This is a genomic window from Celerinatantimonas diazotrophica (assembly GCF_004339545.1).
Taxonomy (GTDB): domain Bacteria; phylum Pseudomonadota; class Gammaproteobacteria; order Enterobacterales; family Celerinatantimonadaceae; genus Celerinatantimonas; species Celerinatantimonas diazotrophica.
The window spans coordinates 91,274-115,567 of sequence record NZ_SMGD01000018.1; the positions used below are offsets into that span (position 1 = coordinate 91,274).

At 42.0% G+C, this 24,294-nt stretch carries 20 protein-coding genes and 1 tRNA gene; 11 read left to right on the forward strand and 10 right to left on the reverse strand.

All coding sequences use genetic code 11. From position 1 onward, the window contains the following. The first annotated feature begins 265 nt into the window (after positions 1 to 265). On the forward strand, positions 266 to 715 hold the full coding sequence (locus tag EV690_RS17070; protein WP_131914236.1) for a PNPOx family protein: 450 nt from the start codon (positions 266 to 268) through the stop codon (positions 713 to 715). A gap of 312 nt (positions 716 to 1,027) precedes the next feature. Next, positions 1,028 to 2,953 carry a molecular chaperone HtpG gene (gene htpG / locus EV690_RS17075; RefSeq protein WP_131914237.1) on the forward strand — a complete coding sequence of 642 codons (1,926 nt, stop codon included), beginning with the start codon at positions 1,028 to 1,030 and terminating at the stop codon, positions 2,951 to 2,953. Positions 2,954 to 3,517: 564 nt separating this feature from the next. Here htpG and EV690_RS17080 read toward each other — a convergent pair. From EV690_RS17080 to EV690_RS17105, 6 genes are all read right to left on the reverse strand, one after another. Next, positions 3,518 to 4,264: a BUD32 family EKC/KEOPS complex subunit gene (locus EV690_RS17080; RefSeq protein ID WP_131914238.1), complete on the reverse strand. Its 747-nt coding sequence runs from the start codon at positions 4,262 to 4,264 to the stop codon at positions 3,518 to 3,520. 214 nt (positions 4,265 to 4,478) lie between these two features. Continuing rightward, positions 4,479 to 6,416, reverse strand: coding sequence for a methyl-accepting chemotaxis protein (locus tag EV690_RS17085; RefSeq protein ID WP_165872801.1), 1,938 nt, complete (start codon positions 6,414 to 6,416; stop codon positions 4,479 to 4,481). A gap of 176 nt (positions 6,417 to 6,592) precedes the next feature. Beyond that, positions 6,593 to 7,018, reverse strand: a complete 426-nt coding sequence (locus EV690_RS17090) for a GNAT family N-acetyltransferase (protein ID WP_131914240.1) — start codon at positions 7,016 to 7,018, stop codon at positions 6,593 to 6,595. Positions 7,019 to 7,153: 135 nt separating this feature from the next. Then, positions 7,154 to 7,230: transfer RNA gene (locus EV690_RS17095), tRNA-Pro, on the reverse strand. A 90-nt stretch (positions 7,231 to 7,320) separates the two neighbouring features. Then, positions 7,321 to 9,153, reverse strand: a complete 1,833-nt coding sequence (locus EV690_RS17100) for a DUF3413 domain-containing protein (protein ID WP_131914241.1) — start codon at positions 9,151 to 9,153, stop codon at positions 7,321 to 7,323. 22 nt (positions 9,154 to 9,175) lie between these two features. Further along, on the reverse strand, positions 9,176 to 9,403 hold the full coding sequence (locus EV690_RS17105; protein ID WP_131914242.1) for a YejL family protein: 228 nt from the start codon (positions 9,401 to 9,403) through the stop codon (positions 9,176 to 9,178). Between the two features lie 73 nt (positions 9,404 to 9,476). Between EV690_RS17105 and yejK the strand changes: the two genes are divergently transcribed. Further along, positions 9,477 to 10,502, forward strand: coding sequence for a nucleoid-associated protein YejK (yejK, locus tag EV690_RS17110; protein ID WP_131914243.1), 1,026 nt, complete (start codon positions 9,477 to 9,479; stop codon positions 10,500 to 10,502). Positions 10,503 to 10,825: 323 nt separating this feature from the next. Here the strand turns inward: yejK and EV690_RS17115 are convergent, their stop codons facing one another. Next, entirely contained in the window at positions 10,826 to 12,175 is a 1,350-nt protein-coding gene (locus EV690_RS17115; protein ID WP_131914244.1) for a dihydroorotase, read from the reverse strand. Positions 12,176 to 12,258: 83 nt separating this feature from the next. Here EV690_RS17115 and EV690_RS17120 point away from each other — a divergent pair, with 83 nt between their 5' ends. From EV690_RS17120 to EV690_RS17155, 8 genes are all read left to right on the forward strand, one after another. Next, complete coding sequence (locus tag EV690_RS17120; protein ID WP_131914245.1) at positions 12,259 to 13,131, forward strand: 6-carboxytetrahydropterin synthase; 873 nt, start codon at positions 12,259 to 12,261, stop codon at positions 13,129 to 13,131. A 172-nt stretch (positions 13,132 to 13,303) separates the two neighbouring features. Further along, positions 13,304 to 13,654: an HIT domain-containing protein gene (locus tag EV690_RS17125; RefSeq protein ID WP_131914246.1), complete on the forward strand. Its 351-nt coding sequence runs from the start codon at positions 13,304 to 13,306 to the stop codon at positions 13,652 to 13,654. Positions 13,655 to 13,675: 21 nt separating this feature from the next. Further along, a complete protein-coding gene (locus EV690_RS17130; RefSeq protein ID WP_131914247.1) occupies positions 13,676 to 15,055 on the forward strand; it encodes a COG3014 family protein in 1,380 nt (459 codons plus the stop codon). A gap of 9 nt (positions 15,056 to 15,064) precedes the next feature. Continuing rightward, positions 15,065 to 15,469, forward strand: coding sequence for a DUF1425 domain-containing protein (locus tag EV690_RS17135; RefSeq protein ID WP_131914248.1), 405 nt, complete (start codon positions 15,065 to 15,067; stop codon positions 15,467 to 15,469). 8 nt (positions 15,470 to 15,477) lie between these two features. After that, entirely contained in the window at positions 15,478 to 16,083 is a 606-nt protein-coding gene (gene lpoB / locus EV690_RS17140) for a penicillin-binding protein activator LpoB (protein WP_131914249.1), read from the forward strand. Between the two features lies 1 nt (position 16,084). Further along, complete coding sequence (gene nagZ / locus EV690_RS17145; RefSeq protein ID WP_131914250.1) at positions 16,085 to 17,086, forward strand: beta-N-acetylhexosaminidase; 1,002 nt, start codon at positions 16,085 to 16,087, stop codon at positions 17,084 to 17,086. 279 nt (positions 17,087 to 17,365) lie between these two features. Continuing rightward, on the forward strand, positions 17,366 to 18,676 hold the full coding sequence (locus EV690_RS17150) for an NAD(P)/FAD-dependent oxidoreductase (protein WP_131914251.1): 1,311 nt from the start codon (positions 17,366 to 17,368) through the stop codon (positions 18,674 to 18,676). A 132-nt stretch (positions 18,677 to 18,808) separates the two neighbouring features. Continuing rightward, entirely contained in the window at positions 18,809 to 19,342 is a 534-nt protein-coding gene (locus EV690_RS17155) for an NUDIX domain-containing protein (protein WP_131914252.1), read from the forward strand. 21 nt (positions 19,343 to 19,363) lie between these two features. Here the strand turns inward: EV690_RS17155 and EV690_RS17160 are convergent, their stop codons facing one another. The 3 genes from EV690_RS17160 to EV690_RS17170 are packed head-to-tail and all read right to left on the reverse strand — an operon-like array spanning position 19,364 to position 24,237. Continuing rightward, positions 19,364 to 20,152: a peptidoglycan binding protein CsiV gene (locus EV690_RS17160; RefSeq protein WP_165872803.1), complete on the reverse strand. Its 789-nt coding sequence runs from the start codon at positions 20,150 to 20,152 to the stop codon at positions 19,364 to 19,366. Next, positions 20,145 to 23,621, reverse strand: coding sequence for a transcription-repair coupling factor (gene mfd / locus EV690_RS17165; RefSeq protein ID WP_411675422.1), 3,477 nt, complete (start codon positions 23,619 to 23,621; stop codon positions 20,145 to 20,147). Before mfd ends, EV690_RS17160 begins: the two co-directional genes overlap by 8 nt. Before the next feature lie 46 nt (positions 23,622 to 23,667). Then, positions 23,668 to 24,237: a PilZ domain-containing protein gene (locus EV690_RS17170; RefSeq protein WP_131914255.1), complete on the reverse strand. Its 570-nt coding sequence runs from the start codon at positions 24,235 to 24,237 to the stop codon at positions 23,668 to 23,670. Between the last annotated feature and the right edge of the window lie 57 nt (positions 24,238 to 24,294).

Sequence of the window (24,294 nt, forward strand, 5' to 3'; positions counted from 1 at the left end):
ATATTAATGTTTGTCAATCTAGACGTCTAGAAATCCATTTGAATTTAGAATGAATTGATTAATATATCAACTTTTCAGCCGTGTTAACTATCAATATAAGAACGTCAAGCCGTTTGGCGAGCTAGAGGTTGCTCTATGGTATAATTGGGTTCATTAACTGAGTTGTCATCGATGTGAAATCGGCCCTGAGAATAAAGTCTTGTTGGAGCCAGAATAACTGATACACAAAGTCACCCATAGTCCTTAACTAAGAAGTTTGATGTTTATGAGACGTAATTTGCCATATGAAGCGATTCCACAACCTATTATTGATTACCTTACATCTCATCACGTGTTAAGTGTTGCTGGAATGGATGAACAAGGTTTATGGGCTGCCAATTGCTTTTATGTTTGGTCACCAGTTGACCAAGGATTTGTTATTTTAAGCTCTTTAAAAACACGTCATGGTCGTATTATGCTTGATTCGCCGCAGGTTTGTGGCACGGTCGTAACACAGGAACAAACCATCGCGCATTTGCAGGGGATACAATATAGTGCCAAGGCAGTGCTATTACGCGATGAAGCAGAAAAACAAGCACGGAAGCTGTATTACGAAGTATTTCCAATTGCTAGAGCGAAACCTGCTCCGGTTTGGTTGCTTGAGGTACAAAGTCTGAAAATGACCAATAACCGGTTAGGGTTTGGCCATAAAACAAGCTGGCAGCGGATCCCATAAACCGTCACTTTGTTGATTTTATATCGGTATAAAAAATAAGGGCCCGGGTTATCATTCCGGGCCCGGTTACCTTTAAAAAGGTAACATTTTGAGTTTCTATGCAAGGAGCTTTTTTACACTTTCATTATAGTCAAAGGATGAACTTGAATGGTCGAGTTTGGCTAAATTGTGAGCAATCGCAAATTTATTTGTTGTTCTTATAACGCTCTTTTAGAAAAAATATGGTTTAGCCATTGAAAATTAACATGCACGACCTCAGATATAAGCCATCAAATTGGATAGAAGCCAAAATAGCGTGGAGATTTGCAAATAATGGCAGAACAACACACCGAAAATCATAAGTTTAATGCACATACTGAGCAGTTGCTGCATTTAATGATCCATTCATTGTATTCCAATAAAGAGATTTTTCTTCGTGAATTAGTCTCTAATGCTGCGGACGCAGCAGATAAGCTTCGTTTTAAGGCATTAGAAAATAATGCGTTATATGAAGACGATGCGAATCTCCGGGTCCGAATTAGTTTTGATAAAGATGCACATACCATCACAATTGATGATAATGGTATTGGCATGACTCGAGAAGAGGTGATCGATAACCTTGGAACGATCGCAAGATCTGGAACGAAAGAGTTTTTTGGTAATTTAACCGGGGATCAAGCGGCTGATTCACAATTGATTGGTCAGTTTGGGGTCGGCTTTTATTCTTCATTTATTGTATCCGATAAAGTAACCGTTGAGACTCGAGCAGCTGGTTCAGATAAGTCGCAAGGCGTGCGTTGGGTATCTGAAGGTAAAGGTGAATTTGAAGTCACGGATATTGAAAAAGCCGATCGTGGGACTCGCATTAAGTTGCATCTGCGTGACGAAGAACAAGAATTTCTCAATGATTGGAAACTGCGTTCTTTAGTTACTAAATACTCTGATCACATCAGTATTCCGGTTGAAATGTATAAAGAAGGCGAACCGGAAAAAGAAGGTGACGATGGTGAAAAAATCCCAGCCACTGAAGGTGAATGGGAAGCGATTAACCGGGCTCAAGCACTGTGGACGCGTTCGAAATCCGAAGTGACGGATGATGAATATAAAGAATTTTATAAACACATCTCTCATGACTTTGCAGATCCATTAATCTGGAGTCATAACAAAGTTGAAGGTAAGCAGCAGTATACAAGTTTGTTGTATATCCCCTCGAAAGCGCCTTGGGATATGTGGAATCGTGATCATCAGCATGGTTTGAAACTCTATGTGCAGCGCGTTTTCATTATGGATGATGCAGAGCAGTTTATGCCGAATTATCTGCGTTTTGTCAAAGGTGTACTCGATTCAAACGACTTACCGCTGAATGTTTCGCGTGAAATTTTACAAGATACTAAGATCACGGCCAACTTGCGTCAGGCTTGCACGAAGCGTGCATTAAGTATGTTGGAAAAATTGGCGAAACGTGAAGGGGATGAATACCAAAAATTCTATAAAGAATTTGGCAATGTATTAAAAGAAGGTCCTGCGGAAGACTTTGCTAACCGGGAACGAATTGCCAAGTTGTTGCGGTTTGCCTCAACCCATTCCGACAGTTCAGAACCAACCGCTTCGCTGGATGATTATGTAAGCCGAATGAAAGAAGAGCAGGATAAAATTTACTATATCACTGCCGATAGTTATGAAGCTGCAGCTCACAGTCCTCATCTTGAGATCTTCCGTAAGAAAGGTATTGAAGTCCTGCTCATGCATGAGCGTATCGATGAATGGCTGATGAACCACCTTACTGAGTTTGATGGCAAGGAATTTGTTTCAGTTACCAAGGGCGATTTAGACCTAGGTAAACTGGAAGATGATGAAGAGCTGAAAAAGCGTAAAGAACAGGATGAAAGCGAATATGCATCCTTTATTGACCATGTTAAAGAAATTTTGGGTGATAAAGTGAAAGATGTTCGTCTGACTTATCGTTTGACTGATACGCCTTCATGTATCGTAGTGGGTGAAAACGATATGAGTACCCAGATGATCAAACTGATGCAGGCTGCAGGTCAAAGTGTTCCTGAGCAGAAATACATCTTTGAGTTAAACCCTGATCACAGTTTGGTTAAACAGCTGGCCGATGAGCAAGATGAGCAACAATTTGCTGAGTGGACGCAACTGTTATTACAGCAGGCTGAACTGGCTGAAAAAGGAAGCTTAGAAAACCCTGCAGATTTTGTGCAGCGAGTGAATCGCCTACTGGGTAGCACCTCGGTCGCTTAATTTAGCAATAATAAACCGATAGCTCCAATGTAAAAATCCGATATCGGCAAAAGATATCGGATTTTTTTATGGCTAAGTTGAGCGGGTCACGGGCTCCGAACTGAGCGGGTAGATGCTCGATTTTCTGGTGTCTTCAGCCAGTTAGAGTTGAGCTGAATTCTTTTCAACCCAAACTAACTTACCAGCCATGTTATATGGTTTTGTTTGACGAAATATCACTTGATCAAACGTATTTAAAATTGTCCTATGGAATAGCTTATAGATGCGATTGATATGTAAGTGTTGAGCTTATTAAATGTGCATTTTAGTGTGAGCTATTCCGTCTCTCTACCCTTTGGTAAGGCTTAGGTCTCGCAGGAGAAGAGAACTCTGCCATTGAAAAAATCTACTGAAGTGATTGGTATTTTTGGGGAAGCTTGGCAGGTGGCTTCTTTAGAAGGTTAACCTAGCTTGTAGCTCTCTTGGAACCAAGCGTCTTAATTTCGCTGTTATAACTTCCATCCTTGTATCCCTGACGTTTTAGATGCCGCAACCTGCGCACCAAATAAGAGAATGTCTTTGGATTTAATCAAGGGTTGATAGAAAATATAACAGTGTATAAACCCCCATAATGTCGTGACTCAGGTGGTTGTGTTTGGCAAAAAAGCCAAGCAATTTTAAAAGGGGTTTTAATCGTTCTGCAGTTTGTTTAAGCCGCCGTTGGATTTCTATGTTATCAGTCTGTTCAATGTAGCTGTCGATCACTTGCGCGTAAATGTCAGGATTACCTAATGAGTTAAAAGATAATAGAAATAAAAATAGATCTCGAAACTGAATATCAATCAGAGGCCATTTATCGTCAAAACTATCTTCGAAATCAATTGCTGAGACGACCCCTGAATCATCAATTGTATAATTTTTTATTTGTGCACCTGCGTGATAATTCCCCGCATTGTGGATTCTGGCTAATTGTCTCAACGCTTTTAGAATAATTTCTGTGCGTTGCTTATTACTAAGGGAATTTTTTTTAAAGTAACTGCGTAGATCTATTCCAGTATCACTTAAGTATAAGAATTGCTCATCGTGACCGATGACTCTCGGTACATTAATCCCCAGTTCTCCCAGCAATTGTAGTTTTGATGCTTCAAATGCCAAACTTTGTGTAGGCGTTTTATTTGCAACAGGCATGAGTATTTTCATGTGGGTTAAAACATGAACTGAACGATGTAATAAGTTCGATTTAGTTTTTTCACAGCGTTTGACCCAGACACGCTGATAATCTAGATCTAAATGTCCGATCTTTTTGTTTTCAACCCGCATTTGTTCAATCAATGGGTTATCCACAATGTCTTGGAAATGTAAACAGTTATCTGGGTGCATAAAATATTATAACTATAAGAAATAAAAGCAGTTATAGATGCGTATCTGTAATTGCTTTTAATTGTAATAAAGGAAAATCCGCTACTTACTAAAAATGAAATAATGGATAAAAACTGATAATCATTATCATTGTACGATAAAACTTAATTTAAGTCTATGTAAACAGTTATTTCGATTGTCTCGTCATATATCGTAACTGTGTTGATAAATGATTGATCAAGTTAGCATCTTGTTCGACTTCAGCCATCTGTTTGTCGACTACATCAGCTTCCTGAAGGCCCACTTCAGCGCTTTTTGACATATGATCACTGTCACTCGCTAACGCTGTGAGCTCAGTACCTAGTTTCTCTGAATCTTGAGTGATCTGTTCTAATACTTGATTGATATTACGGATTGATGAATCAATATTAGTCACTGAATTTGAAACTCGATCAATGGTCTGTGCGGTTTCATCTAGGCTACTTTGGGTTCGCTGAGATAATGCTCTAACTTCATCAGCTACAACGGCAAATCCACGTCCTGCTTCTCCAGCTCGGGCGGCTTCAATCGCTGCATTGAGTGCTAACAAATTGGTTTGTTCAGCAATCCCACTAATTGAGTGAATGATATCAATAATCTGCTTAGAATTTTCTTTGAGCTGAACCATGCTCTGTGCTAGAGATTCGCGCTGAGTTTTTTGCTGATTAATTTGTGACATGAACTGGTCAAAGTCTTGTTTAAGACTGTGCTGACGAGTTGCTGAATCTTCGGTCATTGTAGAAATTTGGCGCAAATTTTCAGCTGATGAGCGTAACTGAGGCTGATATTCTTGCATGGTTTGAATGACCTGAGCCTGTAGTTGATAAATCCGCTGCATACTGATGAGAGCGATTTGAGAGTGGTAGTTTTTAAAGGTTGCGTAATAGAATGGGTAGTTATTGGCATAATCGTCATAAAACGACTGCTGTAGGTCGACTTTAAAAAATGCCAGTGCTGTAAGCGTCTGGTTTTGGTGTACTCCTAACAGTTCACCAAAAGATGAATAGCCAGAGACACAAATATCGTCAAAACATTGAAGATTGTTCAGGTTATTGTCATTGTTAAGGCGACGCAAAATACAGTCGTTGGCAATCATTGCGATAGGTTTACTGGGCTTATCACGTAGAAATGTTTCATAATCACGCTGAGTTGTTTCAACGAAACTATGCGCCTTGACGAGTAATAGCTGTTCGCCAAATTCTAAGTTCCCAAAATAGGTAATTGAGCCATCGTCATTGATTGACGCAATCGAGCGAATGTAAATGGATGAGCCAATTTCGACACCAAATGAGTATCCATTCAATGCATCGTTTAATTTTTCTTCGCTGCAATTAAAGTAGTTACAGAGGGCTTCTACCGGGGTAATAAGGTTTTTTTGTTTGGATAAAACTGTTTTTAGGGTACGGCTAAAGGGATCAAACTCTGCTACATCTAATGCAAAACCTGAGGGAGCAAAATTATGGGTCTTTAAGATCCCATAACGATATTTTGGGGCTATTTTACAAAACACGATCATCGCTGATTGTGCTAATACTTTGCCGTTTAAAGCCACAGATGCCTGCGTAAAATCTAATTTGCCACCCGCACTACCACCGATGAAATAACAAGGAAGGGTATCGGTCTGATAAAGTGCTTGAGTAAAGAAGTCTTCGCTAGCTGTTAATCCATCGAAATAGGTTATGGCTACAGTATTGAGGCTGTTAATGGAAAAAGACGGCTTAATCTGTGCCAGTTGCTTTTGAATGTATTCTATTCGCTGGGTGCTTATTTGTGGCGCAGATGGCTCAACGAGTTTAATACTATGTGCACTCACTTCCGATAAAATTTCTTCACTGTAGCTATGTAAAACAATGTCATCATTATTATTATGGGTTGTGTGGTAAAAAGGGGTTTGTTGCCCACCCAATTCTCCGGCCGTCATAATATATAAAACAGTTTTAGCAAAATTTAGCTGACTCTGAAGTTGATTAACAGTACTTGCAAAATTAGCGTTGGCAGAGATATAAGCGATCACCAGTGCTGTACCTTGGGCAAAGTTTAAGCTTTGAAGTTGTTCTTGAGAGAATGACGAGCTCTTAACGGTCATGGTTTTGGAAACTTGGAGATTTGTTTTGACAGCTTGGTTTTTGGTCGATTTTCGATTAAAAAACATCAGATAATTGCCAATTGAGATATTTGTTACTAAATATAGATCAAGATTTAACTTATTTAAGTTAATCAAATCACTATGTGAGGCTCTGATAGCAATTAAGAGTGGTATTTTTAAAGCGTATTTTTAAGCATTGCCATATAAAAAGGTTGAAATCCCAACTTAGCATAGAAATACATGGCATTCTTATTACTCATTAAGACATCGAGCCTTAACTGTTGAGATGGACCCACAAATTTTTCGAGATGTGCGATTAATGCGCTAGCCATGCCATGGCAGCGATACTCTCTGTCGGTCACTAATTGACGCAAATAAACAAAATCATCTTCATAGCAGGCGAGTAGATAGGCCTTCATTTGTTCTTCAATTTCGATACCAAAACCGAAATAGCGTTCATCCTTGAGCCAGTTTTTCATCCGCTGACACAGATAGTGGTGAGATAAGTCTTTGGCGTTTCCTTCATCTTCGATGAGTTGCTTGTTCAGAATAGCCAATTGATCAGCCGATTTAGCTGTGAGCTTTGTGATTATAAAATCCATAGACAAGAGCAATTCCTTTGGACGAGAAAGAATCGTTACTGATCTAGTTTGGCAAATAAAGTGATAAATAGGGAGAAAATGATGAAAATAAGAACAGTGACCATTAAAAAACCAATCTTAAGATTGGTTTTTTAATGGTCGGAACGAGAGGATTTGAACCTCCGACCCCCGACACCCCATGACGGTGCGCTACCAGGCTGCGCTACGTTCCGAGCAAGCAATATATTACTTTTTTTATGGCTGCTTGCAACTGATTATTGCTTATTATCAAGCTGTTTGCCGAAGTTTTGCGCAATGTTGATTTATGAATCATCACGATAAAAACGCCGTAGCTCATTGAGCACCTGCAAAATCGTGGGCATATCGGCTCGCGCTGAGATTTTACGATAATCACGATTGCGCACTTGATAATCGCCATGGTTATTAAATAGCGTGATTTTGTTTTTCTGATAAATAGCTTGCTCATCATAACTGCCGACTAAAATCCATGAAGGACGTGAGGTCGCAAACAAATTTGTGCCAGTTGAGTAATCATCACTTGAATTCTGAACACCTAATAACGATTGAGCTAATGTGGGCACAATATCTAAATGACTGGTATCGTGAGTAATGCGGCCGCTGCCATGGCCAGGCCAGTGAATGATCAGGGGAACTTGACTCTGATAACGCGATAGATTATTTCCATATCCCCAACTATTGGGGTGATGATCATCCCCAAATTGTTGGCCATGGTCGGAGGTGATAATGACGACTGTATTGGCCAACTCATCTGTATTTTTAAGTGTGGTAATAATCTGGCCGATTTTTTTATCGGCTGTCATTGCAGCGTGCCGATAAATTTTCATCCACTGACGACGATCTTTGACTGATTTAGGCTTGATAGCCTGCTGAGTATCTAAATCAAGCACCCCAGTTAAGTCGATATAATTAAACCAAGGTGCTTTGTCTGAGTGATGTTGGCTTTGCCACTGTTGCCAGTTTTTCACGGTTTGTTCGTCAGCTTTACTTCCGGTTAGATCAGTATTTATATCGAGCTCTTTTGCTGGGATATCTTTCCAGACCGTTTGATTTAGCTGTGCATCGTGAAATCCAGAGCTTGAGAATACTCTCAGTTGATAATCGCGTTTGTTGAGGGCATTAAATAAAACGGGTTGTAGGTGAGCCTCATCGATGCTCTTCCAATAAGTGGTAGGAAGGCCATAAAAGAGCGAATATAAACCGAGTTGGTGGTCATTACTGCCGCTGAAATGGTGAGTAAAGTCCAATGATTGCTGGGCAAATTTCCAACTATTTGGCATGCTTTGAGCATTCAGTGCATCAAAACGGAGCCCTTCAACGACAACGATTAATAAATTAAATGGTTGCGAATTTAATTTTTTATATTGTAGTGTGTGTTCTGGGTAGTTGAGCGGATTGCCGTCATGTAAACCTGCTTTACGTGATTTGGCACGAATGCGATCAATATCAATTAATCCATAAGAATTGAGTAGGTTGCGCGCTGTCATCGGATAAAACAAAGGATAGTTGATTTTCTGGGCTGTAATAGGGCGATAAATCGTTGCATCCGCCCATACATGAACGACATGGGTTAGAAAGAAGCAAATAAAAAATCCAATCGCAATAGGTTTCCCAAGTTTACGTCGTTCTAAATTATGTAGGCTGACCCAGGTCAGCCGAGCGAGTAATAGCTCTACAAAGAAGATGAGTGGAACTAGAATAAAAATCAGGTTTACATCAGTGCTTTGGCGGTTATTTTCTTTATCAATAAGTAACTGCCATAACATTGGATTTAAATGCACATAAAAACGCGAGAAGACCTGTGTATCAATCGCTAGCGCACTTATCCCTATGGTTGCAATAATTGCACCGAGGAAACGCAAAGTACGACTGCTGGGTAACAAAAAGCTGAGAGGAAACAAGGTGAGTAAAAAAACCATAAATGGCAAAAAAGAAAATTGCCCCAACCAGCTGACAAACATATAAGCCTGACCTAGAAATGTTTCTGGCCAATGGGCTATATACAGATAGCGGATCGCTATCAGCAGCGTAATGATAATGTTTCCTAAACAAAACCAGTGGCCCCAGCTAATGAGCTGAGACACTTTATCGCGATATTTAAGCTCGCCTTGGACCATATTGCTGGTTGTTCCTTACATACTACGAGTGTTTTGGTGACTCAACTGAGCTTTTTAGTGCTTGACCAAAACTTTCGGCTAATTTTTGTCGTTGCCCGGCAGCAATGCGTGTATTTATAATATTTGTTGCTGCATTACCCAATACCATTAATGCCAAATCATTGGGAGCTTGATGATTATCTAAAATTGTTATGATTTCTTGAAGCATTTGTTCAACTTTTTCAGATGGGTATTTTGAAATGATAGCCATGTTGTTCGTCTGATTCCAAAAGAAAAGATGCGTATAATACCGTACCCAAGGCACAAAAACTAACAAAACGACTATGAGCTTATCGCTAAAACACTTCGTTTTACATTCTATCGGCTTAAGTGAGCAGGGCCAAGTGTCCCTGAGTTTACGTTCGCAAGAGCCACCCGTTACCGACAATGCACTTGAGTTAATTGAAAATCTACATCTAACATATAATAGTAAATCCTCGAAGGGATTTGGATATTTTGCCGCCCCTGAAGCTCGTTTGCCAGCGCAATTACAGCAATTTTTATCAGGTGAACAGGAATTTATCCCTTTTTCGGGTGAACTAGCTCAAGAACTTGTTGATCGCATTAATCATTATGAACTTACCGAGCAGGGGATTTTACTGATTGCTTACTATGAGTTTGTCGGCAGTGACTATCTACAAATTATGTTATTGCAAGATAAAGCTGCCCCGGCTGTGAATGATAATATGGAAATCACGGCCAGCCATTATCTTGAGACATCCGCTATTCAACTTGCTGCCCGTATTGACATTACTGAGATGCAACGTAATCGTGAGTCGAAGCGTTATGTGTCATTCATTCGAGGACGAGCTGGGCGCAAGGTTGCTGACTTCTTTGTTGATTTTTTAAGTTGTGAAGAAGGGCTTGATGTTAAACAACAAAATGCCATGCTCATGAGCGCTGTCGATGAGTTTTGCGATGTTGTAAATCTGGATCCTCAGGAAAAAACTGAGTATCGCTCACAGGTTAAATCGTATTGCGACCAACAAATCAAAGATGGCGAAGAGATCCAGGTTAAGGAACTCTCTGCAAACCTTCCGAGTCATGACGGACCGGTGGAGGATTTTTATTCTTATGCGGCTGAGCATTTTCCAATTGAAGAGCAATTCCCAGCGGATCGCAGTTCGTTAAAAAAACTGACTAAATATTTTGGTCAAGGAAAAGGCATGACCATTAGTTTTGATCAGTCTTTGTTAGGGGAGCGGGTTACCTATGACCCTCAAACTGATACGCTGACGGTGGTCGGATTACCACCGAACTTAAAAGAGCAACTTAGACGAGCCACAGGTGGTTCAGAATCGAATGAATAGTATTGTTTGATGCCAAGCCCGCATAGCGGGCTTTTTTATTACATCTGTGCTAGGGACTGTTGACCTTTTGTGATTAGTTTTGCAGAAATCTGAGAGGGATTTAGGCAAGGCAAACGTTGTGCCGTGTAGTTATTCTCCACAAAGAACGTTTAACGCTGGATAAATTCCTCTCAGATACTGCCCTTGGGGTTCATTTAAACGCATCCTGAACTTTGTTGCCCCCAGCTTGCTTAACTCATTAAGCGACGCAGGGTGCGCCGCGTTCAAAATGCGTTTAATTTGAACAAAATTCAACCACCAAAGGTCAACAGTCCCTAATCATGTTAAAGGCGATTAAAGCTGAGACGCTGGCCATTCGCGTCACTCTTAATTTCACCCTGATGATATATAATCTGGCCATTCACGATAGTTGTCTGAATGGCACTTTGGAAGGTTTGTCCTTCAAACGGTGACCAGTTACAGTGATACATAATATTGTCGGTTGCGACTGTATTAGGTTGATTTAAGTTTACTAGTGTTAAGTCCGCGAAATACCCTTCACGAAGATATCCTCGATCTTTAATTTGATAACGCTCAGCCACGCTATGAGAGGTCTTACGAACAATGCGTTCTAAGGTGAAAATGCCTTGATGATAGAGCTCTAGAAGCGCTGGAAGCATATGCTGAACCAATGGCATACCAGAAGGAGCATTAAAGTAGCTGTTGTCTTTTTCCTCTAGGGTATGCGGCGCATGATCGGTTGCAATAATAGCAATACGGTCATCATTCACGGCTTGTTGTAATGCTAGCTGGTCAGAGCGAAGCTTAATGGCTGGATTACATTTAATTAAACTGCCTTTAGTCGCGTAATCGTCTTTGTTAAACCACAGGTGGTGTACACAGGCCTCAGCGGTGACTGTTGCCGCAGCTAAATCATGTAGATCGGTGATGGGTGGGAACTGCTGTAACTCTTCGGCGGTTGTTAAGTGAAGTACATGCAAGCGAGCATTATGTTTTTTTGCCAGTGCAATGGCTTGCGATGATGAGTCATAACATGCTTCACGACTGCGGATTTCCGCATGTAATTCCATCGGAATATTATCACCATAACGGTGGCGATACTCGTTCTCCAGAGCTTGGATCATTGGCGTATTTTCACAATGGGTTGCAATTAATACTGGCGAATTAGCGAAAATATTGGCCAGAACTTGTTCGTCATCGACCAACATATTCCCGGTACTCGCACCCATGAAAATTTTCACCCCACAGGCGGCATTTGGATTAAGTGATTTGATGACTTCTAAGTTGTCATTAGTCGCCCCTAAATAAAAGCTATGATTTGCATAGGCCCTGCCAGCGGCCCGTTGGTATTTGGCTTCAAGTTCATCCAGTGTTGTCGTTTGAGGATTAACATTCGGCATTTCCATAAAGCTGGTAATCCCGCCAGCGACTGCTGCACGTGATTCACTCTGAATATTGCCTTTGTGCATCAATCCTGGTTCGCGGAAATGAACCTGATCATCGATAACACCGGGTAATAAATGCAGACCTTCGGCATCTAACACCTGTTCACCCGGTCGGGCAGAAAGTTCTGATGCAATGGCTTCGATACGTTCGCCTTGAATTCTGACATCGCCGCTACTGATTTTGTTTTCGTTTATCAGTGTTGCGTTTTTAATTAATAACTGTCGCATGGGGGAGGATCCGTTCAATTAATCAGTGGTGTAGGTATAATAGAGGATCTAGACATCAATCATAAAGTAATAGAACAATTTGAATGAAACTTTTTGTGAAAGATTTAACCGTCATCGATTCCACATTTCTCTGTCCTGACAGAGGGTTAGTCGGAGAGAGCTGGATTGTTGACATTGAATTAAGCGGCGAATTAAATCAGATGAATATGCTGCTCGATTTTGGCGTTGTCAAAAAAACGATAAAAAAAATTATTGATACTTATGTGGATCATAAGCTTTTGGCCCCTAAACGGTCACCGCAATGTCAGATCCATGAGCAAGATGATGGGCGAGTGCAGTTAAGTTTTTCTCGTTCAGGGCAAAGCGATATTTTTCTTTGTTGTCCTGAACAAGCATTTTGTTTTGTTGATTGCATTGAAATTACAGAGGCAGCGCTGGTTCATCATCTGATCGAAACGCTTCGACCGCATTTACCGGATAACATTAATGATTTGACAATATCACTGCGTAACGAACATATCGAAGGTCCCTATTACCATTACAGCCATGGTCTGAAAAAGCATCAAGGGAATTGTCAGCGGATTGCTCATGGGCATCGCTCTATGATCGAAATCTTGGTCGATGATGAATTAGATGATGAGTTGTGCGCCAGTTGGGCGATGAAATGGCGGAATATTTATTTGGGGAGCAGTGAAGACTGTGTGGCTGTTTCACATTTAAGTTTTGCGGCTCAGGCAAAGCTGGATAACCATTATGGTTTTGCTTATCAAGCGCCTCAGGGATTTTTTGAACTGGCGGTGCCAATGCATGAATGCGACTTGTTGCCCTGTGATACAACAGTCGAAAATCTGGCTCATCATATTGCCACGCAGGTTAAGCTTGCTCATCCGAATCAATGTATTCGAGTTCATGCCTATGAAGGCGTAGGAAAGGGCGCGATTGAAGAATTACCGTAAAGCTATCTGGGTTACTTTACATCTGTTTAAAACAAATGCACGTGTAGCATCCCAATAGTTAATTTATCGTAAAATGACTTGCCGTTATCAATCATAATCAAATAGATTTATGCGGCATGCTCGATTAAGCTAGCTCATTGATATTCATTATTTCCCTATCTTGGAGGTATGCATGGCCGAAGAAACTATTTTTAGTAAAATTATTCGCAAGGAAATTCCTACTGAATTACTTTTTCAGGATGAACGAGTGACCGCCTTTGCTGATATTTCTCCTCAGGCTCCGGTGCATGTTTTAATCGTGCCAAACAAGTTAATTCCAACCGTGAATGATGTGACGGCTGAAGATGAGCAAACAATTGGCCATATGGTCAATGTTGCCCGACAGATAGCAAATGAAAAAGAAATTGCTGAAGATGGGTATCGTTTAGTCATCAATTGTAATGAATTTGGTGGCCAAGAAGTGTTCCACTTACATATGCACCTGTTAGGAGGCAAACCATTGGGCCCTCTGTTAAGTCAATAATGCATGCATAAACGTGTCGCTATGTGCCGTATTGTTGCGGCTGTCATATTATTGCTTAATGTCGTGGGATGCTCATCTCTAAGTGGGCGTGACCTCATTGAGACTTATAGTTCGCAAATGTCCAATATGCGCCATAGTGTCAAGAGTGGCGATATTAAGCAGGCAATTGATGATATTGACCCGGGTTCCCCCCACAATACGAGTTATTACTTAAGGCAGTTGGAACTAGGGCGGCTCGAGCAATTAGCAGGTAACTATCAAAGCAGTGAACATCATTTTAAAATTGTTGAAGATTATTTAAATTGGCTCTCTAATCAGGCTCAGTATCGGCTTTCGCATGGTATTCAAAACAGTGTAGACATGCTCACTAATGATAGCGCTCGTAGTTATCGAATTCCCGTTTTTGAGCAAGTGATGCTGCATCAATACCAAGCCGTCAATTATCTGCACCAGAACAATCTGACGGGAGCACTAGTTGAAGTTCGAAAGGGAGAATTGCTGCAGCAAAAAGCACTGAATAATCACCCAGATGAACAAAATACGGTTGAGCAACGTTATCAAAGTCAGGTGCAATCGGTGATGTCTCAGTATCCGTCGATGAGTAATTTGATTAGCCAAAGCATGAGTCAGTATCAAAATAGTTATACCTATCTGTTTAGCAGCGCATTGTATTTAGCTGCCAATCAGCCTGATGATGCTTATATCGATTTAAAACGGGCATTGAAAGTGGCGCCTGATAATACTGCCATTGGTAAATTAACTCGTTATTTAGCTACGCAACTGGTCATGCCGGATGCCGATGAACTTAAAGCTCGCTACCCTAAGTTTGATTTAAACAATTCCAAAGGAATGGTATGGGTATTTGTTGAGCAGAACTTAATTCCATATCGTCGTGAATTTGCGGTGCGTTTACCTGTACCGATCAATCACCAATTGCAATATTGGTCGGTTGCGTTTCCTGTTCTCCCCGATTCAATTAAACCTAGTAGAAGTGTGAAAATTCACGCTGATGGGCAGGTTTTACCAGCTCAAGTTAGTACTCAGTTGCAATCTTTGGCTGGGCATGCTTTAAAAGATGAGTTACCAGGAATGATTGTTCGTCAGTTACTACGTTTAACAAGCAAAAGCGTGTTAGCCGACCAAATGGATCGACAAAATCGTTGGTTAGGATTGTTGACTAACCTATATAATGCTGTCAGTGAACATGCTGATACTCGCAGTTGGGAGACTTTACCTGCGACAGTACGTTTTGCCGTTGGTGCATTTGCCCCGGGCACAGTTAATTTAAAATTTTCACCACTTGGGCAAACCGTTGCCGTGCCAGTTAAAAAACAAGCCATTACTCTTGTGATTGTTTCGTCGATTGGCCAAATTTGGAAAGCTCAGGTCTTTACTCTTTAAGGAGGCGTTATGCTTCGCATTGCAATCGCAGCACTTGGGGCTGCATTGATATTAAGTGGATGTGCTACTTATTCAGCTGGTGTAGGAACACCGGTGATTGCGGCAACGGATATGCCTGCCCAGTTGCAGAAAACTGATGATGCATCGCTTGGTCGCAGTGTTCACTTTGAACATGCAGGAATAAAATCGCTTCCTGATGGCCTTAAACAGGCATTTATTACACTTCGTTCTCAAAGTAATTATGACCAGCATTTGCAGTATCGTTTTTATTGGTATGATGCTAATCATCAGCAAGTCGGGCAAACACCTTGGATCGCGCTAGTCTTGCATGGGAAAGAACAACAACAATTGCAATCTACCGCGAACTCTAACAATGCTAGTGCATTTCGTTTTTATGTTCGTCAGGTCGACTAGGAGTCCGTATGAGTAAGAAAACATCTTTATTAGTTGCATCTGCTGTAGTTGCGGCGATTGGTTTAACTGGATGTGCCGAAAAAGTTAGTTATGGCGATCCCAATGCAGTGGAAACCGTGAGTGTTGATTTTGGGTCAACCGATTTGCAGAAAATTGCCAATCATATGACAGATTCGCTGCTTGCCTCTGGTTTTTCACAGAAGCTCTCAGCAGAAGGTAAAACACCGGTTATTTATGTTGCAGGGATCAAAAACAAAACTAGCCAGCATATTGATACTGAGTCCATTACGAACTCAATTTCAACCAAATTGTTACAGTCTGGTAAGTTTCAGTTTGTGGATATGACTCGCGTGAATGCGGTTCGCAAACAGCTGAATTATCAAAATCATAGTGGCATGGTTGATCCCAATAAAGCTGTGAAGTTTGGCCATCAAGTTGGTGCCCAATATATGTTGTATGGCAATTTATCAAGCATCGTTCAATCAAATAGTTCTGTCAAAGATGTCTACTATAAAATGACCATGCGATTGATGGATCTTAGAACCGGTTTGCTGGTTTGGGCTGCTGAAACTCAGATCCGTAAAGACTCTAAACGTGCATTATTTGGTTGGTAAGATGGGCCCCTTATTTTTAGATTTAGCTGGCGTTGAAATCGATTCAGTTGAACGAGAGATGCTTTCTCATCCATTGGTGGCCGGCGTTATTTTATTCAGCCGTAACTATGTTGAAAGGCGTCAGCTTATCGAACTGGTTCGCCAGATTCGAGAGTCTCGCCAAGAGCCATTACTAGTTGTGGTTGATCAAGAAGGTGGGCGAGTGCAGCGTTTTCGTCACGAATTTAGTGCTTTGCCGGCGGCCGGTGAACTTGCATCACTGGCTAGACATCACCAGCTTGATCCTCAGTTTGTTTGTCGTGAAATTGGCTGGTTGATGGCCGGTGAACTGCGAGCTTGTGATGTTGATATGAGCTTAGCGCCCGTATTAGATATTAATGGGGTGAGCAATGTAATTGGTAACCGCGCTTTTGCCAGCGATGCTGATGATGTCATTGAGCTTGCTCAAAACTATATTGAAGGCATGCGGCAGTGGTCGATGCGTTGTGTCGGCAAACACTTTCCTGGACACGGTAGTGTTCAAGCCGATTCTCATGTGGCTCAACCGGTCGATGAGCGAGCTTTCTCTGTCATTGAGCAAAGTGATCTTAAACCGTTCAGCACTCTCATCAAGCATAATATTCTTGATGCAGTGATGCCTGCTCATGTGATTTATTCTGCGGTTGATGATCAACCCGCTGGATTTTCTAAAGAATGGATTAATAGCATTCTTAAGGAGAATTTAGGGTTTAATGGCCTTATTTTCAGTGATGATTTATCTATGCAAGCGGCACATATTGCTGGGACGGTTTTAGAACGGGCGCAATTAGCTATTCAAGCTGGCTGTGATTTGTTGTTAGCCTGTAATGACCGCAGCGCTAGTGAACAATTGCTTGACGGCTTAGATCAAGGTTATTGCCATAACAAAGCCTTGATGCTGAAGCCCAATCAGCCTAGCCCAAGCTGGTATGAGCTAATGCATTGCGAGCGGTACCAGTTCCTGCAGAATCTTCTTGAAGTTTAGTGTGTTAATTGAGTTTATAAGTATTAAATAATGAAATAGTGTCCCATTTTAACGGTAAAATATAAAAGTTTTATTAGTAAAATGGGCTATTTCATGAGTTTTTTCTGTTTGTTACGTGAAAAACACGATTTCCCCAAAAAATGTGATGAAAGTCACTCATTTTTCTTTATAATCATAGCCATTATTGTCATCTGAACGTACCTGACGTTTTATCACAGATAGCGTCTTTTTTAGTCAGAGATATAGATTTAATTGGTTTAAATTTGGAGACGTGTATCCATGTTGAAGATTGTGGTAGTCGGTGGTGGAGCGGGAGGACTAGAGCTTGCCACTAAGTTAGGTCGTAAATTAGGCCGAAAGAAAAAAGCCGAAGTTACTCTTGTCGACCGGGATCGTACCCATCTTTGGAAACCACTGTTACATGAAGTGGCCGCTGGTTCAATGGATTCAGGCATTGATGCTTTGAGTTTTCGCTCTCATGCGTCTCATTGTGGCTTTAGTTACCAAAAAGGTGAGATGTGCGGTTTAGATCGCGAAAATAAAGAAATTCATCTTGCTCCTATTCATGAAGAAGGTAAAGAATTGGTCCCAGAGCGAACAATCCGTTATGACATACTAGTGATGGCGATTGGTTCGATCTCAAATGATTTTGGAACGAAGGGCGTCAAAGACCACTGTATCTTTCTTGATAATCCTGCTCGGGCGCATCTTTTCCACCAGCGATTATTAAACCGATTTTTACAGTTTTCTTCACAAGCGGTTGATCCTGAACATCCCCGTTCTGATGAAAAAGTACGTATTGCGATTGTCGGAGGCGGAGCAACAGGAGTTGAGCTATCTGCAGAGCTGCATAATGCTGCTGAACAGTTAAAAGCCTATGGTGTGCCAAACGTATCAAACGAATGCTTAGCGGTGACGCTAGTGGAAGCCGGGCCACGGATTTTACCAGCACTACCAGAGCGGATCTCAGGTGCCGCTCACAATGAGCTGAGTAAGATGGGCGTTGATGTTCGCACTGCAACGATGGTCACCGAGGCATCTACAGAAGGGTTGATGACTCAAGATGGTGAATTAGTTCGTGCAGATTTAATGGTTTGGGCTGCTGGGATTAAATGTCCTGATTTCATGAAAGAGTTAGGAGGCCTTGAAACTAACCGTATCAATCAGTTAATTGTACGTAAAACGCTACAAACGACTAACGATGACGCTGTTTATGCGATAGGTGATTGTGCCAGTTGCCCCATTGATGACTCAGGTAAAACTGTTCCCCCTCGGGCTCAGTCTGCGCACCAGATGGCTTCATGTGTATATGAAAATATCTTGGCCGGAATCAAAGGTAAGCAGCCTAAAGAATATGTTTATAAAGATTATGGATCACTGGTTTCCTTGAGTAACTATTCAACGGTAGGCTCTTTGATGGGTAACTTAATGCGCGGCTCGATGAAAGTGGAAGGTCGTATCGCTCGAGTTATGTATATTTCGTTGTATCGAATGCACCAAATCGCACTGTTTGGTTATTTAAAAACAGGGCTAATTATGTTGGTCGGACGATTGAATCAAGTTTTACGACCCAAACTCAAATTGCATTAATGAACGAAGCTGGTTTAAGAACTAAACAAGGCTCGCCGATAACGCGGGCCTTTTTGTTATCTGTCAGAGCGATATCTAGTATCATTTTTTCTCGTTATTATAGAGCCTAACTTCAGGTCGAAGGAGAAAAGAATGTCTTGGCAAACCAAGTCGAAAGAAGTCGTATTTGAAAACCCATGGTTACGGGTTGAAGACCATGCGGTGATTAACCCTGCTGGTAATCCAGCTCAATATGGTATTGTCCATTTTAAAAATAGAGCTGTCGGTGTTGTAGCGTTAACCGATGATCTGCAAATCTATCTGGTAGGCCAGAGCCGTTATGCGCTTGATTGCTACTCTTGGGAAATTCCGGAAGGGGGATGCCCTGAACATGAAGCAGTTGAAGATGCAGCCAAACGTGAGCTGCGTGAAGAAACCGGGTTAATGGCAAAGCACATCGAGCCGCTGTTTAAAATGCATTTATCGAATTCAGTTTCGGATGAGACCGCTTATTTATTTTTAGCCACCGAACTGACTCTTGGAGAGCAACAACTGGAAGAGAGCGAAGATATCAGCGTTAAAAAACTGCCACTTAAAGACGCGATTGCGATGATTGAGTGTGGAGAAATCACTGATGCGATCACCATTGCCGCCTTATTTGCGATTGAGCGGCGGTTTGCTCAATAGGCATACCACCGCATTCGATGATTATTTGTTACTGTCAATTTTACGGATCTGAATAATCATGCCAAATTTGGGGTGATCAAAATAATGGATCTCCCCAGAGCGAACTCGGCGTTTTTGGTCAAATTTATAACTCAGAAGGGCCGGTGGGGGGGACTGCATCTCAGGTGAATTTGTGAGGTCTTCCCCATCATTAGATGTCTTTACTACCGAATCTGAACTGTCATCTTGTGCTGCTGCTGGGTTTGGCTCCGTTAATAACAGTTTAGAATCAATATATAGATAGTGTTGCAAGGATATTTTGATTCCCCCTTGTAATTCCCAGAAAGGTCCCTGAGAAGGGTTGACTTGATTTGCATCCAGATGTTTCCCTGCGATTATGCCAAGATAAACGGCTCGATTGGGAGAGTGGATGTCCTGTCGCCAAGCAATATGAAGCATGGGCGTGTAGCGTGAAGAGTTTGTCAGGCGTTGCCACAGGTTGTTCAGTTTAAACTGTGAGCTTGGCAGGACCTGAACTTGCACAGCCGATAATTTGGGCCAACCACTGCCATCAATAATTGTTGGGATCGTGGATAATGGACTGTTTTTAAGGCAAGTTTGTCCTTGGCAGTTTAATACCGGGGATAGCAGCCAGTATTTGGGGGCAATTTTTAATTGTTGCTGAGATTGATCCCAATATTCAGGACTAGATTGTGGATGATTACGTTTAAAAATAATCAGTTCAATATTAAATGTTCGAGCACTCACTGGTAGCGCAGTGGCCATCGTTAATATCGATAACATGACCAGATACACGGTTCGTCTAAGCATAGTGGGCTTCCGGTAGTTGGTGGTTAGCGAAGTCATTGAGAAGTTGTTTGATCTGTTCCATTTTTTCTCGACGATCTACACTTTGCACATTGAATTTTAAGCGAGTGGGTCCATCCATTTGGTATTGGTTGTTGGCTTTTTGTAACAATGCCACAAGATAACTTGGGTCAACACTGGATTGTTGGCTAAATTCGATCATGCCAGTTGTATTGCCAGCTTCAACGCGTTTAAGTCCTAATTGAGTCGCAGTTTGTTTGAGTTGTTGCACACTAAAGAGATTTTTGGCTGCATCAGGTAATAAACCAAATCGATCGATCAGTTCAACTTGCAGTTCTCGCAAAGCCTGCTCATTTTCACAGTTCGCCAAGCGTTTATAGATAGAGAGGCGAGTGTTCACATCATTAATGTAGCTATCAGGGAGTAAGGCCGGAATTTTCAGTTCAACATCCGCTTGGTTACTCTCCAGTAGATCAAGTGATGGCTCTTTCCCCGATTTCAATGCATTCACTGCGCGTTCCAGCATTTCCATATAAAGGGTAAAACCAACCGCTTCAATTTGACCACTTTGTTCTTCTCCCAGTAGTTCACCAGCACCACGAATTTCTAAATCGTGAGTGGCTAGAGTGAATCCTGCACCTAAATCTTCAAGCTCCGATATTGCATCGAGTCGTAGCTTGGCATCACGTGTCATTGCCTTAGGATGAGGCGTTAACAGGTATGCGTACGCTTGGTGATGTGAGCGGCCAACACGCCCTCGTAACTGGTGTAATTGCGCCAGACCAAAATGATCGGCTCTATCAATGATAATGGTATTGGCGTTTGGAATATCAATCCCTGTTTCGATAATGGTGGTGCAAACCAATACGTTAAAGCGTTGATGATGAAAATCAGACATAACCCGCTCCAACTGACGCTCTCGCATCTGACCGTGGCCGATACCGACTCGGGCTTGAGGAAGTACCTGTTGCAGTTCTTGGGCAATTCGATCGATGGTTTCGACATTATTATGCAGAAAATAGACTTGTCCACCGCGAGTGATTTCGCGAGTGATGGCTTCTTTAATTAATGCATCATCACGCCGCCTGACAAATGTCTTGACGGATAAACGTCGAGCTGGAGGTGTTGCAATAATAGATAGATCGCGCATGCCACTCATCGCCATATTCAGCGTTCGCGGAATAGGCGTCGCGGTGAGCGTTAGGATGTCAACATCGGCTCGCATCGCTTTAATTTTTTCTTTGTGACGAACGCCAAAACGGTGCTCTTCATCAACAATTAATAAGCCAAGATCGGCGAATTTAATATTCTTTGACAGTAATTTGTGAGTGCCAATCACGATATCTATTTTACCATCAGCAAGATCTTGCAAAATAGCGCTTTGTTGTTTAGCTGTCTTAAATCGAGATAATACCTCAATACGGACTGGCCAGTTCGCAAAGCGGTCACAAAAGTTATCATAGTGCTGTTGGGCTAGCAAAGTAGTTGGCACTAATACAGCAACCTGTTTATTGTCACTGACAGCAACGAATGCACCGCGCATGGCAACTTCTGTTTTGCCAAACCCTACATCACCACAAACCAGCCGATCCATTGCTTCGGGTCGGCTCATGTCGCCGACAACTGCGTTAATAGCGTTGACCTGATCGTCCGTTTCTTCAAACGGGAATTCGCTGCAGAACTGCTGATAGTCATCATCACTTAGCTTAAAGGGATAACCTGGCTTGGCTGCTCGCTTGGCGTATATATTGAGCAGTTCAGCTGCCACATCACGGACTTTTTCAGCAGCTTTTTTACGAGCTTTCTGCCAAGCATCGCTGCCCAATTTATTCAGTGGTGCACTATCTTCTGAGCTACCGCTGTAGCGGCTAATCAAGTGCAACGACGAAACAGGAACATACAGCTTAGCATCATTGGCATAAAGCAGGGTTAAAAACTCGGTTGTCACACCGCCAGCATCTAGCGTATTTAGCCCTTGATAGCGGCCAACACCATGCTCTAAATGTACAACGGGCTGACCAATGGATAATTCAGCTAAGTTGCGAATCATTGCATCAGGATTAACCTGTGAATGAGATTTTCGAGAGCGGTTTCTAACCACCTGTTTGCCCAACAGATCGCTTTCACCAATAAAAATTAATTTTTGGCTGGGAGCTCTAAATCCTTGTTCTAATGGCGCAATAAACAGATAAAAACGATTTTCACCGGTGAGTTGCTCAAGGCTGGTGATGTTTTTCAGCGGTAACTTAAGTGGTTTTAAAAGCGCCGATAGCGCTTCCCGGCGGCCTGCTGATTCAACCACAAAACAGATGGTATCGGCGCTTTTTTCAATAAATTGCCGTAACTTTTGGGTGGCTTCACTAAGCTGATGATTAAACGCAATATCGGGCAGCGGTTCTAACTCTAAATTAACTCGCCCTGGGGCTGCGGTCCAAGCGTGCTGTTGCATTGACAAACGAGCAAATTGTTTCATTGTTGCAAAGCATTGGTCTACATTTTGATAGAGCTCATTGGGCTCAAGCAGTGGTCGAAGCCGGTCATGACGACGATTTTCATAGCGCTCCTGGATGTTGTGCCAGAATTGTTGGGCGGCATCATTAATATCTTCAATCGTAATGATGCAGAGATCCTCGGGCATCAACTGGCTAATTGTGGATGTCGATTCATGAAATAGTGGTAGATAATATTCAATCCCTGCTGGCCAAATGCCTTTGGAGACTTGCTGATAAATTGATTCACTTTCCCTTGGGACGTCAAAGCGTTCTCGCCAGCGACTCCGGAAGTTTTCAATGGCTTTTGAATCAGTTGGAAATTCGTGAGCAGGAAGTAGGTTAATTTGCTCGATGGTATCACGGCTGCGCTGATCATCCGGGTCGAAACTGCGAATCGTATCGATTTCATCGTCAAAAAAGTCGATGCGATAGGGATCATCTGACCCCATTGGGAAAATATCTAGCAAGCTGCCGCGAATGGCAAATTCACCATGCTCAATGACCTGATCGACTTGCTGATATCCTGCATCAACTAAGTTTGCGCGAAATGTTTCAATATCTAACTGTTGAGAAGTCTTTAGAGAAAACGAGCGTCCCAAAATGTAGCTTTTAGGTGCGCAGCGCATCATCCAGGTTGCTACTGTTGCAATCACAACCAGCGAACTGGGATTAAGAAACATTTGCGAAAGAATGCGTAGCCGCGTTGAGATGATTTCCTGGTGGGGAGAAAACTGGTCATACGGCAGGGTCTCCCAGTCAGGCAGTAGCGCGATTTCCCGTCCTGTATTTAACCCATTTAACTCGTGTTCTAAGCGAATCGCTGAACGGGTATCTGGCGTTAAGATAATAATCGGGGCCTGCGTAGCATGAATATACTGATAAACAGCTAAAGCGATACTGCTGCCGGGTAATTGACCAATCCGTTTATGATCACCTGGTCCTTCAGGCAGAGAAAAGTGTGGCAACAACTTGGTCATAATGATTTTGAGATTTTCCTATCTATCGATATGCACAGGTGCAATAAGTTTAGTTTTGCTGGCGGCGGGCGTTGGCTCGCTCTTGCAGTAATTTAGATTGCACATGTAAGCTGGCGCGAACAAGTGCTTCTCTATCTTCCTCGCGAATTAAAGCATATTCACAAGCAATATTGAATGGTTGCTGGTTCATGACTTCAACTACTCGCGCATAACAAAAAATGGCGCAGGCTTCACTGGCGATAAAAATTTTCATCTTTACAAGTTGCCCGACTTGCAGCACTTCATTCCAGCTAAAGCGAATTTGTGACCCACCAAAATGAGTTGACCCGGTTCGAAAACGGGGATCGTCTTGCAGTGATAAAACATAAGTGAGCACTTGGTCTAGTTTTTCCGCCTGCGCTTTTAAATAATGTTTTAGTGCACCACCTGCTTCCCCTAATGACTGCAGGCTTGAACTGATATCGGTCAATTGGTTTTGTTGAGAGCCTGCCAATTTAAAAGACTCAGGGATCTGATTGAGAAATTGCTCATAATCGGGCAGGTCGGTTTGCTCGGGCAATGGCTCGACATTGAGATTAAGCTGGCAAGCCACACTAAAAAAAGATGTTTCATCACTCATTTGAGCCAGTGCTCCGAAAATTAACCTAGATCGACATCATAGCAAATTTCTTAAAAA

Excerpts from the sequence above, each read along its gene's own strand:
- EV690_RS17155 (WP_131914252.1), top strand. The coding sequence starts at position 18,809 with ATGTCTTGGCAAACCAAGTCGAAAGAAGTCGTATTTGAAAACCCATGG.
- EV690_RS17170 (WP_131914255.1), bottom strand. The coding sequence starts at position 24,237 with ATGAGTGATGAAACATCTTTTTTTAGTGTGGCTTGCCAGCTTAATCTC.
- EV690_RS17120 (WP_131914245.1), top strand. The coding sequence starts at position 12,259 with ATGAAACTTTTTGTGAAAGATTTAACCGTCATCGATTCCACATTTCTC.
- EV690_RS17070 (WP_131914236.1), top strand. The coding sequence starts at position 266 with ATGAGACGTAATTTGCCATATGAAGCGATTCCACAACCTATTATTGAT.
- EV690_RS17085 (WP_165872801.1), bottom strand. The coding sequence starts at position 6,416 with ATGACCGTTAAGAGCTCGTCATTCTCTCAAGAACAACTTCAAAGCTTA.
- yejK (WP_131914243.1), top strand. The coding sequence starts at position 9,477 with ATGAGCTTATCGCTAAAACACTTCGTTTTACATTCTATCGGCTTAAGT.
- EV690_RS17130 (WP_131914247.1), top strand. The coding sequence starts at position 13,676 with ATGTGCCGTATTGTTGCGGCTGTCATATTATTGCTTAATGTCGTGGGA.
- EV690_RS17125 (WP_131914246.1), top strand. The coding sequence starts at position 13,304 with ATGGCCGAAGAAACTATTTTTAGTAAAATTATTCGCAAGGAAATTCCT.
- EV690_RS17150 (WP_131914251.1), top strand. The coding sequence starts at position 17,366 with ATGTTGAAGATTGTGGTAGTCGGTGGTGGAGCGGGAGGACTAGAGCTT.
- htpG (WP_131914237.1), top strand. The coding sequence starts at position 1,028 with ATGGCAGAACAACACACCGAAAATCATAAGTTTAATGCACATACTGAG.
- lpoB (WP_131914249.1), top strand. The coding sequence starts at position 15,478 with ATGAGTAAGAAAACATCTTTATTAGTTGCATCTGCTGTAGTTGCGGCG.
- EV690_RS17135 (WP_131914248.1), top strand. The coding sequence starts at position 15,065 with ATGCTTCGCATTGCAATCGCAGCACTTGGGGCTGCATTGATATTAAGT.
- EV690_RS17105 (WP_131914242.1), bottom strand. The coding sequence starts at position 9,403 with ATGGCTATCATTTCAAAATACCCATCTGAAAAAGTTGAACAAATGCTT.
- EV690_RS17115 (WP_131914244.1), bottom strand. The coding sequence starts at position 12,175 with ATGCGACAGTTATTAATTAAAAACGCAACACTGATAAACGAAAACAAA.
- EV690_RS17090 (WP_131914240.1), bottom strand. The coding sequence starts at position 7,018 with ATGGATTTTATAATCACAAAGCTCACAGCTAAATCGGCTGATCAATTG.
- EV690_RS17100 (WP_131914241.1), bottom strand. The coding sequence starts at position 9,153 with ATGGTCCAAGGCGAGCTTAAATATCGCGATAAAGTGTCTCAGCTCATT.
- nagZ (WP_131914250.1), top strand. The coding sequence starts at position 16,085 with ATGGGCCCCTTATTTTTAGATTTAGCTGGCGTTGAAATCGATTCAGTT.
- EV690_RS17160 (WP_165872803.1), bottom strand. The coding sequence starts at position 20,152 with ATGCTTAGACGAACCGTGTATCTGGTCATGTTATCGATATTAACGATG.